The sequence below is a fragment of the Pseudoalteromonas sp. GB43 genome (assembly GCF_054923805.1).
On record NZ_JBPCHJ010000001.1, the window covers coordinates 893,045 to 906,853 of the forward strand.

Below are 13,809 nucleotides of genomic sequence, written 5' to 3' on the forward strand. Positions count from 1 at the left end.
ATGAAGTTATCGATTAATTGCCGCATCTATTGATAAATACACATAGTTACTAAATTTAGGGTTTGCGAGATGCCCCCCCTCAGCAATGGTTTCTAACAGCTGCTCATAAGTTTGTTTATCTGTATTATTACCAGCATAACCATAAAGTAAAATGTTCACCCTCTCTGCCGTAACGTCAGCTACAGGTTCCGCGAAAACACTCCCAAACGATAAGTCAGGTATTTCACCTCGGATCCCTCCAGAAATTTGCCAATCAAAACGCGTTGCGGCTGCATCATCAACTAAAAAGCTAAATGACCAATAAACACGAGCAAAGCGACTGTCAGTACTACTAAAATCATAATTCAAATCAGAACTACTTACGAAATTTAGTAAGCTGTCTCCAATTTCATTTGAAATTTCAGGCAAAGCAGTTAGTTCAAAGCTACCGTCATTATCCACACGACTTCTAGCATAACTAGTGGTTCTCATAGTGCCACTTTCTATACTTTGTGATTCAGAATTTACTTGAACATGAAAATTATGTTCAGTTGCAGATGGGAATACATAAAGATATTCAGAGTTGCTAAGAAATGAAAAATCAATAAGGTGATATTGGTGCTCTTCTAAAAAATAACCTCGGGTGCTGGTATAGTCGATATATGGGTTATAATCAGCAAGAACTTCAACACCTTGATGGATAAAATCAGACTCTTTTATTTCTATCGTGTTTGAGTTTTTAGGGATTTCAATAATCGCGGCTTTTGCATCGTAGCCATATTTAGATTTAGCTTGAATATAAAGTTTATTGTCTTCAGGGCACACTGAATAAGTATCACCTAATGTCGTACCATTATCCAAACCTAAAGTGTAGTCATAGGAAATACTTCCTAATTGCGAAGTGTCAAGTTGATAATCTTCACAACTACAGTTTAAGCTAGAGTCAAAAAAACTAAAGGTACCTAAGTTTGAGCGTCCTTCAATATCTAGTTCAGAAGAAATAAACGTATATTTTTCAGCGTCTTCTACTGTCTCCCCCAAGATTGAGATGTGTTTAGTGCCTTTTGGAACCGTATCAGAGAACACTCCCTCTTCATTCGTTTTAGCAAAACCAATCGGTGAACCATTTTCAGCATGGAAGACAATATCGGCTTGGTAAGGTACATCAGAGCATCGAAAGCTATAATTGCGCGCTTTTAAAGATATTGTTTGTAAATCACTAGCTCCTCCGTCACCTAAACCTTGGTTTCCAGAGCTGCTTTCGTCTGATGAACTCCCCCCACATCCAGTCAATGCAAGTACGATAGCAGTGAGTAGAGGTAGCTTAAGAAATTGCTTCATTTATTAATCCTTTAAAATATAAATATTCAATCTTTATTATCCATATTTGTGTAATACGGTAGCAAGTTTTATTTTTCACTCAGTGCAAATGAACGTTAAGTTGTTACAGCAATCAAAGCTTAGGTATAATTAGTTTTTCGACTCGATTTTGGTTTTTAAATGAAAAAGCTTTCTAAAGTACAATTAAAACAGCAAGCCCTTGTATTAAATGTTGCCGACGCCCTTGAAGAGCAAGGTCGCGCAGAACTTGAAGGCATGTTGCAATGCTGGTTTGATGTGGAATACCACTTATTCCCAGGCTCATTGCTTTTATGTTTTCAATTTGAAAACCAACAAACACTCGATGCAGCGACCCCAGAGCTATTAAAATGGCAAAAACGCCTAAGTGGCGCAATGCTGAAAAAAGGCGTGATTTTAAAAGACATGCGCAGGCATTTAGTGTTTACCCTAAAAGGCCCAGACGATTAAATGAGGTGAGTTGCGAGTTAGCAAGAGTGTAGCCGCTATTTTATACCGCGTAGTTCTCTTAATACTCACAAAGAGGATAAGAGACGCTGCCCTTAAGAGGGATTATTAAAAACAAATTTGATGGTTTTATTGGGTTACTCATTCACTTCTCATGGTCTTCTCTTTGTGCAAAAAATATTGAACCACAAAGCGCACCTAGACGATTCACGTTACATAGAGATAAACCGCAAATTACGCGGGGTAAACCCGTTGCTACCAGTTCGGCGTTGGAACACCTCGTATCTCGCAATTTTCCCCCTTTACTCTTTACCCTTGTAACTCGCTAACTTGTTGGGTTTCACTCCGTTCTACCCAACCTACCGTCCTATAGCTTAAAGCTTTTGCTTTTCCACACCCATTTGCTTCACATGCTCAACCAGCTCAGGGAAAAACGCTAAAAACACCGCGTCTAATTGTTGGTAGTGGCGGGCTATATCGTCAGCGGCTCCTGCAAAGTTATTAGCAAAGCGAATACGCTTGGCGATGTTATCAAGGGCAAGGCCGATCCCATCGAGTGTTTCATACTCTTTAAACCAATCATTGTTGGTCATACTAGTCACAACTTGCTGCATACGCGAAGGCATCATGGCTTGCCTAGCATTTAAAAGCCCATAACTGTGCTGTTTGAATTCAGCTAATGGTTGGTCATTAAACCGCTGCCAATGCTGAATTAGAAAGTGATCGAACGCTACATCAATGGCGACACTTGCAAAGCGTTTACGTGCTGGCGAAAAGTACTGCTTAGCCTCTTTTACAAGGGGATGTGAGTCAGTAAACCTATCAACCAAATAATGATTCTCAAGGCCATTCTTAACCGCATCAGGTAACTGCGCAGAATACCGACGCCCACCAAAATCCCCAAGCAGGTTTCCAAAATGTGAATCAGCTGTCGGTTGTGCTAAGTAAAGGTGAGCCAAGTAGTTCAACGCATTCTCTAAAAAAGTCATTTTATGCATTGTAAAAGAATACAGGTGAAAGGGTCTAGGGGCACGAGTTGCGGGTTAGCAAGAGTGTAGCGGCGATTTTATATCGCATAATCCACTGAATACTCACAAAGAGGAAAAGAGACGTTGCGCTTAAGAGGAATTATTAAAAAATTGATGGTTTTGTTGGGTTACTCATTCACTTCTCATTGTCTTCTCTTTGTGCAAATAATATTGAACCACAGAGAAAACTGTAAATTACGCGGGGTAAACCCGCTGCTACCTGTTCAGCGTTAAAACGCCTCCTACACCTCGCATCTCGCAAACTTTTCAATCTGATAGCTGACGGCTGAAAGCTGATGGCTCCAAACGTTGAGTTTCACCCCGCTCTAACCAACCTACGAGCTAATGAATCAAGCACTGTAGGTCGTCATTTATGGCGACACATAATCGCTAACATTGACGGGCTAAAGCCCGACCTACATCTTGCTTCTGTGGTTTAGATAAGCATCGCGCGAAATAAATTTCACGCCTACGGGTATGCATTTCACTGAAACTGCGTGCAGGCTGATCTGACTTATAGCTTAAAGCTTAAAGCTCTTTTGTTTTAATCTGACTTCTAACGACTGATATCTAATATCTTCTAACGCCTCCTACACCTCGCATCTCGCTAACTTTTTCGTCAGATAGCTGAAAGCTGATGGCTCCAAACGTTGAGTTTAAATCCGCTCTAACCAACCTACCAGCTAATAGTCATACAAATAACTCACCTTTATGACTTTAAATTAAATGCCAACATGACAAGAGCCGATATGATCGCAGAAAGAGAAATTAACCGCATAATAAAAATAACTATATTACCTGCGCCGCCTGAAGTTGTACTTCTGAATAGTAGCGGGTACTCGTGGAATTTTAAAAGATACAGCACATCAAAAAGACCTACTCGCATATTATCTATTGTTACAACCTCGCCATCATTTTTATGAATTTCACAAGCGTGTAAATTGGCCGTTTTATCGTTCACAATATGACCACTTCTACCGTGAAAAGTATAATTAAAAATGATTTCTTGGATATCGCCCTTAGCGATTTGCAAAACTTTTGAAGCTTTACCCTCTATTGCTTGCCAATCTATTTCGAGTGAGTCTTTAGATATACTCATAACCCACTTACGACCAAATCCAAATTTGTTATAAATCACAATTCGCTTGATAACAAATACACAAAAATAACAGCTCACACAAGTTACAAAAGCAGGTATAGGCTGAATCGTTTCTTGAAGCACTAGGCTCATTACAGCAATAGCGATAGTCATAAAGAAAAATAAAAATTCAGCTCCGCCCGACAGCACAGCTAGGCCCGGTAGCGACGTTAGTTTTGTATTAGAATCAGCCTGCAATACTGGCTTTTTATAGAAAGTTGAATACCTAAACCAAACTCGGTCGCTCAGGTTTAAATCTAGGGAGTGCTTCGAAAGTGGCTGATTATAATCCATTATCTAAGTTTCCATTTTTAAAACACAATTTTGCCATTACTTTCCTATTAAGCCAACCTATGTACTTGATAGTATATTTACTTTACCTTCATGTACTAAACTAACTGCCCAACAAAGTTAACCATATTGTGCGCCACAATTGGAAAAACAAGGCTACCAGTACGCTCTCTTAACCACAGCAAAATAAATCCATAGCTCCCAGTTAATACGATTCTGAATGCAGAAAAATGCCACTCACCATCTATATACATAACCCCATGAACTAGACCAAATAATAAAACTAAAAGTAATCCTGCAATGTTTATTGGCGAGCCAAAAAAGTTAATGCGCGATGAAACAACAGCCAACGAAAAACAAAATAATAAAACCCCTCTAAACATTGGTTCTTCATCTAATCCAGGAATAAGAGCTTGATAGAGTAGCGTTTCAAAATCGTAATTTGGTCCGTTACCAAGGCTAAGCGTTACAACAATCTGCAACACAACAAACAGGGTTAAAACAACGAGTGCAGGCTTAATAGAGCCTTCATTTTGTCTAAGAGTAAAACCAGCGTCCTTGATTTTAAAGTCACTTTTAAAAGCAGCTAATAAAGCCAAAACCAAAGCCCAAAGAGTAATAGCGACAATTTTACCTGACCAATTCCATTTGAGATCTGTAAAAAGTAAATCTAAGGAAATGAACTCTTTACCTTTGAATAAAGCTAAGAAATAACAAAATAGAATTAACAGAGTAGCAAGCAGCCAAGTTAAGTTTACCCGAATTCAGATAATAAGTGCACCACTCATGGTTAAACGGTGAGAAGAGAATCAACTGCCTGTTGGTGGTACTCTGTAATCGCCAAAAAACAAGAGTAGATACCATGAGTTACAAGCAGTTGATCGAAGGGCAAAGATACCAGATTGAGGCCTACTTACGCGAGGGTTTTAGCTATCGAGAGATAGGGAAAAGGCTAAAAGTGAGCCACAGCACTATAAGTCGTGAAGTTAGGCGCAATAGTACTCGAAGTCATTACTTGCCTGAGGTTGCACATTCAAAGGCATGTAAACGAAAACATCTAGCTGCCAAGTATTCCATGCCAGCACTTACAATTGCGTTCGTTGAGTTTGGATTGGAGCAAAAATGGAGCCCTGAGCAGGTTGCGGGTGTAAGCAAAATTATCGGGCATCCTGTGAGTCATGAATGGATTTATGGCTATATTCAAAAAGATAAATTGAGTGGTGGCAAGCTATACAAACATCTGCGACAAGGGCACAGACGTTATCGTAAAGGCAGCCGAAGCAAACGTGTCATCATCCCAAATCGTGTTGGCATTGAACATAGACCTGCGATTGTTGACACTAAGACACGATTTGGTGATTGGGAAGCGGATACAGTACTTGGCAAGCATGGTACGGGAGCAATCGTTAGTTTAGTCGAGCGTACAAGTAAGTTTTACCTGATACGCAAAGTGCCAGCAAAAAGTGCAGCGCAAGTGAGCAGAGCAATGATAGGTATGCTGTGGCGCTATCGACGCCATGTTCATACGATAACCGCAGACAACGGGAGTGAGTTTTGTGAACATGAGCATGTTTCAGACAAGCTAAAAACCGACATCTACTTTGCTAACCCCTACTCATCATGGGAAAGAGGGTTAAATGAGAACTTTAATGGCTTGTTGCGTCAATATATTCGCAAAGGCACTGATTTACGAACGGTGACAGATAAGCAAATTGCGCACATAGAAAAGGCGCTCAATGCGAAGTTCGAGAAAATGTCTAGGGTTTAGGCAACCAGCGGTAATATTCGATGAATTACGCAAAGCAGCCTAATTTAGCGAGTGGTGCACTTCGGACTTGAATTCGCGCTTCATCTGTATTTGAAATTAAATTTGTAACAACTATTCCTTCAGAATTACTTATACTCTGCCCATCTATATGTTTTTCTTGAATCATAGAACATGCTGATAAAAGAAGCATAGCAATAACAAATATTGTACTTTTTAGAGATCTCATCATATTTTAAAGTTTTAATTATTTTGCGTTAATAGTACCCAATACGTAACAATAATAAAATACTGAAATTAAGAAATACATAGCTGCCTTAGACCACAACCCGTGAGCCTGCATTCACACTCCCCTAAGTCAAACATCAACCTCACATTTACGTTCACATCAATTATATTTTCAAGGAAATAGCGTGATGCTTGGGTGACTAGTGACCGAAACGAAGTTTCGCAGCGCGAGGAAGTGGAAGCATGGATGCTGACAGGAACCCTGCTTTAGGGATGAATTATTTACAGCAGAATTAAATTGGAAAACTCGCCCCTTGGTTGCCGCCAGCAATCTGGCAAAAACCTTGAATAAGGTTTTTAATGTAGGTCGCGGATTTATCCCGACAAAAGTTAGCAGTAGTAATCATCAGCCAAGGTGATACAATTTTTGGGCTAAAGCCGACTCCTACAACAATATTGAGCTCGGTGTAGCATGAAGCGCCTCTGTGGTGAAATAAATTCATTTTTCGCCCTAAAGGACGACCTACAACAAACTATTGCGAGCGAAATAAATTTCACGCCTACGGCATCGGGTTTAGCCTTGTTTGTGTGCAAGCACAATCTTACTTAAAACTTGTGGCTTACAGCTCCATTACTCTTTCCCCTAGCAACTCGCTAACTTGGATATTTTTAACCTAACTTCTAACGACTGATATCTAATAACTCTTTTTTCGGCGTTAAAACGCCTCCTACAACTCGTTTCTCTGTAACTTTCCCCTTTCTCCTCGCGACTCGCCAACTTGTTGGGTTTCGCTCCGCTCTACCCAACCTACAAGCTGATAGCTTTTCACCAACAAAAAAGCCGTTGCATTGCTGCAACGGCTTTTTGGCATTTGAATTTAATCAAACCTTAGTCACGGTATGTCTCAACCGCTGGGCATGAACAAACTAGGTTACGGTCGCCGTATACGTCATCGATACGGGTTACTGTAGGCCAGAATTTGTCTTTTGCTACGCTTGGTACTGGGAATGCTGCGTAGAAACGGTCGTATGCACGATCCCACTCATTGCCTAGTACGTCTGCTTGTGTGTGCGGTGCAAATACTAGCGGGTTGTTTTCAATTGACCATTCGCCAGATGCGATACGGTCGATTTCTGACTTGATTGACACCATTGCTTCGATGAAACGATCGATCTCAACTTTAGACTCAGACTCAGTTGGCTCAATCATTAAAGTGCCAGCTACTGGGAATGACATAGTTGGTGAATGGAAACCGTAGTCTTGTAGACGTTTAGCTACGTCCATTTCTGTAACGCCTGTTTGCTCTTTGATTGGGCGTAGGTCAACAATACACTCGTGCGCAACGCGGTTGTTACGGCCACGGTATAAAATTGGGTAGTGTTCGCTTAGCTTCTCAGATAAGTAGTTAGCGTTCACGATAGCCATTTCTGTTGCTTGTTTTAAGCCTTCAGAGCCCATCATGGCAATGTATGCCCACGAGATTGGTAAAATAGCTGCTGAGCCGTAAGGAGCAGCAGAAACCGCACCGTTACCGATATTTGTGCCAGCAACATTAATTACGCTGTGGTTAGGCATAAATGGCGCTAGGTGAGATTTAACACCGATAGGATAACACCTGGACCACCACCACCGTGTGGAATACAGAATGTTTTGTGTAGGTTAAGGTGCGATACGTCAGAACCGATTGAACCAGGGCTTGTAACACCTACCTGCGCGTTCATGTTTGCGCCGTCCATGTACACTTGACCGCCGTGCTGGTGCACGATGTCACAGATTTCACGAATTGTTTCTTCGTAAACACCGTGTGTAGATGGGTAAGTGATCATGATACAAGATAGGTTTTCAGATACCTCTTCGGCTTTCGCTTTAAGGTCTGCCATATCAACGTTACCGTTTTTATCACAGTCAACAACCACGATTTTCATGCTTGCCATTTGTGCAGACGCTGGGTTTGTACCGTGCGCTGAACTTGGGATCAAACATACGTTACGGTGACCTTCACCGCGTGACTCGTGGTATTTACGAATCGCGATTAAGCCTGCGTATTCACCTTGTGCACCTGAGTTAGGTTGTAGTGAAACTGCATCGTAACCTGTGATGTTTACTAACCAGTCATGTAACTCTGTCATCATGATTTGGTAACCCGCTGCCTGATCAAGTGGGCAAAATGGGTGTAAGTTTGCAAACTCAGGCCAAGTGATTGGGATCATCTCAGCTGTCGCATTAAGCTTCATTGTACATGAACCTAATGAGATCATTGAGTGGTTAAGCGCTAAGTCTTTGTTCTCTAGGCGCTTGATGTAACGCAGCATTTCAGTCTCGCTGTGGTACGAGTTGAAGTTAGGGTGCGTTAAAATTTCGTCATCGCGTACTAGGCTTGCAGGAATTGAGTTGCTGCCGTTTACTTCGATTTCGTTTGCAAGTGCATCAACGCTCAGACCGTGGCCTTCACCTAAGATGATGTCGAATAACTCAGCTACGTCTGCACGAGTTGTTGTTTCTGATACAGAAATTGAGTATTCACCTGCGCGGTTAGACGCAAAGTTAACGCCGTGCTCTACTGCACGTGCAACGATTTCGTCTTTGTTATCTGCAACAACAGTCAGTGTATCGAACCATGTGTCGTGCTTAAGGTTTACACCTTTCGCTTTTAAGCCTGCTGCTAAGATGTCTGCAAAACGGTGGATACGCTCAGCGATAGTTTTAAGGCCTTGTGAACCGTGGTAAACCGCGTAGAACGCTGCCATGTTCGCTAGTAGTACTTGCGCTGTACAGATGTTTGAGTTGGCTTTTTCACGACGAATGTGTTGTTCACGTGTTTGCATAGCCATACGTAGTGCGTCGTTACCTAAACGGTCTTTAGAAACACCGATAATACGACCTGGTAGTGAACGCTTGTACTTGTCGCGTGTTGCGAAGAATGCAGCGTGTGGACCACCGTAACCCATAGGTACACCAAAACGCTGTGCTGAACCAAGTACTACGTCTGCACCTAGTTTACCTGGTGCTTTAAGCATTAATAAGCTCATGATGTCTGCAGCAACACAAGCAATCGCTTTTTTGTCTTGTACTTGTGCGATTAGGTCAGTTACGTCAGTGATTTCACCGGTTGTTGATGGGTATTGGAATAACGCACCAAAAATCTCATGATTAGCCGCTTCGCTTGCAGGACCAACAACAACTTCAAAACCAAACTGGTCTGCACGTGTAGCAACAACGTCGATTGTTTGCGTGTGTACGTCATCAGCAATGAAGAAGATGTTTGCTTTTTTAGCTTTAGCAACACGCTTTGCAAGGCCCATTGCTTCTGCAGCAGCCGTTGACTCGTCAAGTAATGACGCGCTTGCTAAATCAAGACCAGTTAGGTCTAGGGTCATAGTCTGGAAGTTTAATAATGATTCTAAACGACCTTGTGCAATCTCTGGTTGGTATGGTGTATACGCAGTGTACCAGCCTGGGTTCTCAAGTACGTTACGTAAAATTACGTGTGGTACGTGAGTTGGGTGGTAGCCTTGACCGATGTATGATTTGAACACTTTATTTTTGCTTGCTACTGATTTTAAGTAGCTTAGTGTTTCAACTTCAGTGCGGCTTTCGCCAATTGATAAACCTTGCTCTAAGCGAATGCTTGCAGGTACCGTTTGACCGATCAGCTCTTCAACACTCGATACTCCAAGAGCGCTTAGCATGTCGCTTACTTGCGCTGGGCTTGGCCCAATGTGACGGCGAATAAAATCTTGCTTTTGCTCTAATTGTTCAAGAGATTTGGCGTTTGACATTTGTCCAGATTCCTATGATCCAAAAAAAAGTGGTTACTGCCAATGGGTAACTGGCAATAACTTAAAAACAGGTTGATTCAGTAACTTACAGCGTATGGAAAAGTAAGCTATAAAATCATAAAAGCCCCACTTATGAGGGGCTTTTAGTCGGCGTGACTAATTAATTAGTCTTCGTCGATTGTGTTAGCGTAGCCTTCAGCGTCTAACAGGTTATCAAGCTCTGATGTGTCAGATGCTTTGATACGGAATAACCAACCGTCAGTGTACGGGTCGTTATTTACTGTTTCAGGCGAATCTTCAAGCTCTTCGTTGATTGCAACGATTTCACCGCCGATTGGTGCGTAGATGTCTGATGCTGCTTTTACAGACTCAGCTACTGCGCAGTCTTCACCCGCGTCAACTTCATCACCAACTTCTGGTAATTCAACGAATACCATGTCGCCAAGAAGTTCTTGTGCGTGCTCAGTGATACCTACAGTAAACGTACCGTCACCTTCGTCGCGAACCCACTCGTGTGAAGTAGCATATTTTAATTCGCTTGGGATATTGCTCATCTTTTTGTTCCTTTGGTTCTGATACCAATCAACTTAAATATTTAACCATTCTAGCGGTCTAAATAAAGCGCTAACAGCGTTATTAATTTCTCAGGTAGAACAACTACATATCAAAATTAATGCCTTGTTATCACTCTATTTATCTGTCGCTATAAGTGGCTAACAACTCAACATGATTGGCATTATTAGGTGATAACACCAAATTTTTTATAGTTTAGATAACTGATTTGCCGTTACGTACAAAGCAAGGTTTAACAACCTTAACGTTAACCAGTTTTTTACGCATCTCTACTTGGGCTGTTTCGCCAGTTGAACGCGGAACGCGTGCTAGCGCAACACTGTGACCAAGGGTTGGTGAGAATGTACCAGAGGTAATCACCCCTTCACCACCTTCAACGATGACTTTTAAACCGCTACGCAATACGCCTTTTTCTTCAAGCACTAAACCAACTAGTTTGTCTGTGCTCTTGTCAGCGCGTTGCTGCTCTAATACTTCACGACCGATAAACTTACGATCTTCTGGCTCCCATGCGATTGTCCACGCCATGTTTGCAGCAAGTGGAGAAACACTTTCGTCCATATCTAGGCCGTAAAGGTTCATACCCGCTTCAAGACGTAACGTATCACGTGCACCTAGACCTGCTGGCGCTACACCTGCGTCTAGAAGCTGTTGCCATAAATCAGCAGCTTGATCGTTAGGTACTACGATTTCATAACCATCTTCGCCAGTATAGCCTGTTGTCGCAATAAATAAATCACCTGCTTGCACACCAAAGAAAGGCTTCATACCTTCAACAGCAGCTTGTTGCTCTGCGTTAAGTACTGTTGCTGTTTTAGCACGTGCGTTAGGGCCTTGAACGGCAATCATTGCAAACTCTGGACGCTCAGTAACCGTTACGGCGAAATCAGCCGAAACTTTAGCTAAGTGCGCTAAATCTTTTTCACGTGTTGCTGAGTTAACTACTAAACGGTAGTTCGTTTCTGAGAAGAAATAGATGATTAGGTCGTCGATTACGCCGCCTTCTTCGTTAAGCATACCTGTGTAAAGTGCTTTACCTGGTACAGTTAACTTAGCAACGTCGTTTGCAACTAGCTTACGTAAGAACGCTTGTGCTTGCTCGCCTTGAATATCGACAATAGTCATGTGAGATACGTCAAACATACCTGCATCTGTGCGAACCGCATTATGCTCTTCGATTTGTGAGCCGTAGTTGATTGGCATTTCCCAGCCGTGGAAATCAACCATTTTTGCGCCAGCTTCAAGGTGCTTAGCATGTAAAACTGTTTTAGAAGTCATAATATTCCTTCACTTTTAAATTAACCCACAAGTTGTGGGGCGTGGCCTCAATTTAATGAGGGGGAATAACATGGGCGGCGATTATACATTAGTTGCACAGTTGTCACACCCAAATTGCGATTTTGTAACTAAAAAACAGCTAAACACCCAAGTGAGTAGCTGTTTTAAAAATTTTATGTTTTAAGCAACGTTGGCTAAGGCTAAATCAAAGCCGAGCTGCTGCAAGTGCGTTTGCCATTTATCAAGCTCTGCTTGGCGCGCCACCAGCTGAAATTGCTGTGTTGCTTGGTTATCTATGGCGGTAATAAATACCTCACCGCTTTGTGCACCATAGCAGCTGCGCATGTCTGATAAACGCAGTCCCGGCGTTAGCTTAAAGCTGTCAACCAAAGCATCAAACGCTTGCTCACCACTTAGGGTTAGTGCGCTTAAATCGTCACGCATTACATAATCAATGTCGTAACGTAGTTGTTGCTCATTAATAAGCGACTGTAATTGCACGCTGGCATCTTTACCTAATACAAAACGAAATGCAGTTTCGTTAAAGTAATACAGGGCATAAGCGTAGCTGCTTGTTAGGTCATCGTCTAATGAACTACGTAAGCCTAAACCGCTGGCAGTTAGCTTATTAATATCAAGACCTAAAATAGCCGTTAAAAATGGGATTGCTTCAGTGCCACTAAAATCCATAATGGCAGTATCGCTATTAGCTTGTAGCACGTTGTCTGCTGGGGTCTCAGCTTGGCTGTGGCGAGCAAACATTATTGGCGTAAAAGTCATATGTGACACCTATCAATCGTTAATGCTTGAAGTATATTGCGCCGTGCTGGCAACAACAAATTGTAATTATTTATCAATTGATAAATAATGCTTATATACATAGCCCTATAAATAGAATTTTTTAATGAAAAACATTTCTACCGATAGTTTACGTACTTTAGTCACTGTTGTTGAAGTTGGCGGGTTTGCCAAAGCGGGTGAATTATTAGGGCTATCGCAACCGGCTGTGAGCTTACAAATAAAGCGCCTTGAAGACATGCTGGGCCATAAGCTGTTTAAAAAGCAAGGTCAGCGCCAAGTGCTTAATCAATATGGCGAACTGCTCATGCCATTAGCAAAGCAAATGCTGCAACAAAACGATGCCATTTTGCAGCAGTTCACCAGCGAAAACGTGACCGGTAAAGTGCGCTTGGGGATCCCTAGTGAATTTGCTGCACGTATTCTACCTTCGATCATAGGTGACTTTGTGGCCCTCTACCCTGACGTGTCGCTCGAAGTGCGCTCTCGTTTGAGTAAGCATTTGTTGTCGGTCTCGCGCCAAGATCAATTCGATTTAGTATTGGCATTAAACGAAGAGCTTGAATCAGCTAAGTTCCCTATTTTTATGCAAGACCAACTAGTATGGGTGGGTGATTTAAACCTGGCACAAAACGATGTGGTAACGCTTGTAACCGCCCCCGAGGGATGTATTTATCGCCGCCGCGCAATCGAGGCGCTACAAAGTGCGGGTATTAAATACCGCATTGCCTACAGTAATGCCGACTTAACCGGCCTAACTGCGGCGTTAAAAGAAGGCTTAGGCATTACGGTACTCGCAAAAAGCACCGTACCGAATGAGCTTAACTACCAAATACAAACCAAAGACCTCCCCGAGCTTGGTCAAATCGGTATTAGTTTAATTAAACGCACCGACGACCCCGGCACCGCCGTAGACAAACTCGCCGAATTCATCGCCCTACGTTTGACGTAGGTGTGAGTTAGCGAGGTGCGAGTTAGCGAGTTAGCGAGTTAGCGAGTTAGCGAGTTAGCGAGTTAGCGAGTTAGCGAGTTAGCGAGTTAGCGAGTTAGCGAGTTAGCGAGTTAGCGAGTTAGCAAGATTGTAGCCGCGATTTTATATCGCGTAGGAATGGTGCTAGTACCCTTTCACATATATTTTGATCAGT

General features: G+C 42.2%; 10 protein-coding genes and 2 pseudogenes. 3 read left to right on the top strand and 9 right to left on the bottom strand.

The annotated features are described in order from the left end of the window. Positions 1-6 precede the first annotated feature (6 nt). Entirely contained in the window at positions 7-1,320 is a 1,314-nt protein-coding gene (locus tag ACRWSG_RS04225; RefSeq protein WP_462165722.1) for a hypothetical protein, read from the bottom strand. 159 nt (positions 1,321-1,479) lie between these two features. Between ACRWSG_RS04225 and ACRWSG_RS04230 the strand changes: the two genes are divergently transcribed. Further along, positions 1,480-1,788: a hypothetical protein gene (locus ACRWSG_RS04230; protein ID WP_054560743.1), complete on the top strand. Its 309-nt coding sequence runs from the start codon at positions 1,480-1,482 to the stop codon at positions 1,786-1,788. 371 nt (positions 1,789-2,159) lie between these two features. Here the strand turns inward: ACRWSG_RS04230 and ACRWSG_RS04235 are convergent, their stop codons facing one another. The 3 genes from ACRWSG_RS04235 to ACRWSG_RS04245 all read right to left on the bottom strand — a co-directional run bounded on the left by ACRWSG_RS04235 (position 2,160) and on the right by ACRWSG_RS04245 (position 4,841). Beyond that, on the bottom strand, positions 2,160-2,753 hold the full coding sequence (locus ACRWSG_RS04235; RefSeq protein WP_462166894.1) for an acyl carrier protein phosphodiesterase: 594 nt from the start codon (positions 2,751-2,753) through the stop codon (positions 2,160-2,162). Positions 2,754-3,522: 769 nt separating this feature from the next. Continuing rightward, a complete protein-coding gene (locus ACRWSG_RS04240; protein WP_462165723.1) occupies positions 3,523-4,245 on the bottom strand; it encodes a hypothetical protein in 723 nt (240 codons plus the stop codon). A 95-nt stretch (positions 4,246-4,340) separates the two neighbouring features. Then, positions 4,341-4,841: a CPBP family intramembrane glutamic endopeptidase gene (locus tag ACRWSG_RS04245; protein WP_462165724.1), complete on the bottom strand. Its 501-nt coding sequence runs from the start codon at positions 4,839-4,841 to the stop codon at positions 4,341-4,343. Positions 4,842-5,104: 263 nt separating this feature from the next. Here ACRWSG_RS04245 and ACRWSG_RS04250 point away from each other — a divergent pair. Further along, positions 5,105-6,053: pseudogene (locus ACRWSG_RS04250) on the top strand (IS30 family transposase). 475 nt (positions 6,054-6,528) lie between these two features. Here ACRWSG_RS04250 and ACRWSG_RS04255 read toward each other — a convergent pair. From ACRWSG_RS04255 to ACRWSG_RS04275, 5 genes and pseudogenes are all read right to left on the bottom strand, one after another. Continuing rightward, entirely contained in the window at positions 6,529-6,738 is a 210-nt protein-coding gene (locus ACRWSG_RS04255; RefSeq protein ID WP_462165725.1) for a hypothetical protein, read from the bottom strand. A gap of 386 nt (positions 6,739-7,124) precedes the next feature. Continuing rightward, a pseudogene (gcvP, locus tag ACRWSG_RS04260) lies at positions 7,125-10,015 on the bottom strand (aminomethyl-transferring glycine dehydrogenase). A 164-nt stretch (positions 10,016-10,179) separates the two neighbouring features. Beyond that, the gene (gcvH, locus tag ACRWSG_RS04265) at positions 10,180-10,569 is read right to left on the bottom strand and encodes a glycine cleavage system protein GcvH (RefSeq protein ID WP_054551324.1); all 390 of its coding nucleotides are present in this window, start codon (positions 10,567-10,569) and stop codon (positions 10,180-10,182) included. Between the two features lie 214 nt (positions 10,570-10,783). After that, complete coding sequence (gene gcvT / locus ACRWSG_RS04270) at positions 10,784-11,866, bottom strand: glycine cleavage system aminomethyltransferase GcvT (RefSeq protein ID WP_054560755.1); 1,083 nt, start codon at positions 11,864-11,866, stop codon at positions 10,784-10,786. A gap of 180 nt (positions 11,867-12,046) precedes the next feature. Further along, positions 12,047-12,646, bottom strand: coding sequence for a hypothetical protein (locus tag ACRWSG_RS04275; RefSeq protein ID WP_054560756.1), 600 nt, complete (start codon positions 12,644-12,646; stop codon positions 12,047-12,049). A 124-nt stretch (positions 12,647-12,770) separates the two neighbouring features. On the opposite strand from ACRWSG_RS04275, the gene ACRWSG_RS04280 reads away from it, so the two are divergent. Next, positions 12,771-13,616: a LysR family transcriptional regulator gene (locus ACRWSG_RS04280; RefSeq protein WP_054551321.1), complete on the top strand. Its 846-nt coding sequence runs from the start codon at positions 12,771-12,773 to the stop codon at positions 13,614-13,616. Positions 13,617-13,809: the final 193 nt, after the last annotated feature.

Excerpts from the sequence above, each read along its gene's own strand:
- ACRWSG_RS04225 (WP_462165722.1), bottom strand. The coding sequence starts at position 1,320 with ATGAAGCAATTTCTTAAGCTACCTCTACTCACTGCTATCGTACTTGCA.
- ACRWSG_RS04230 (WP_054560743.1), top strand. The coding sequence starts at position 1,480 with ATGAAAAAGCTTTCTAAAGTACAATTAAAACAGCAAGCCCTTGTATTA.
- ACRWSG_RS04240 (WP_462165723.1), bottom strand. The coding sequence starts at position 4,245 with ATGGATTATAATCAGCCACTTTCGAAGCACTCCCTAGATTTAAACCTG.
- ACRWSG_RS04255 (WP_462165725.1), bottom strand. The coding sequence starts at position 6,738 with ATGAATTTATTTCACCACAGAGGCGCTTCATGCTACACCGAGCTCAAT.
- gcvH (WP_054551324.1), bottom strand. The coding sequence starts at position 10,569 with ATGAGCAATATCCCAAGCGAATTAAAATATGCTACTTCACACGAGTGG.
- gcvT (WP_054560755.1), bottom strand. The coding sequence starts at position 11,866 with ATGACTTCTAAAACAGTTTTACATGCTAAGCACCTTGAAGCTGGCGCA.
- ACRWSG_RS04275 (WP_054560756.1), bottom strand. The coding sequence starts at position 12,646 with ATGACTTTTACGCCAATAATGTTTGCTCGCCACAGCCAAGCTGAGACC.
- ACRWSG_RS04280 (WP_054551321.1), top strand. The coding sequence starts at position 12,771 with ATGAAAAACATTTCTACCGATAGTTTACGTACTTTAGTCACTGTTGTT.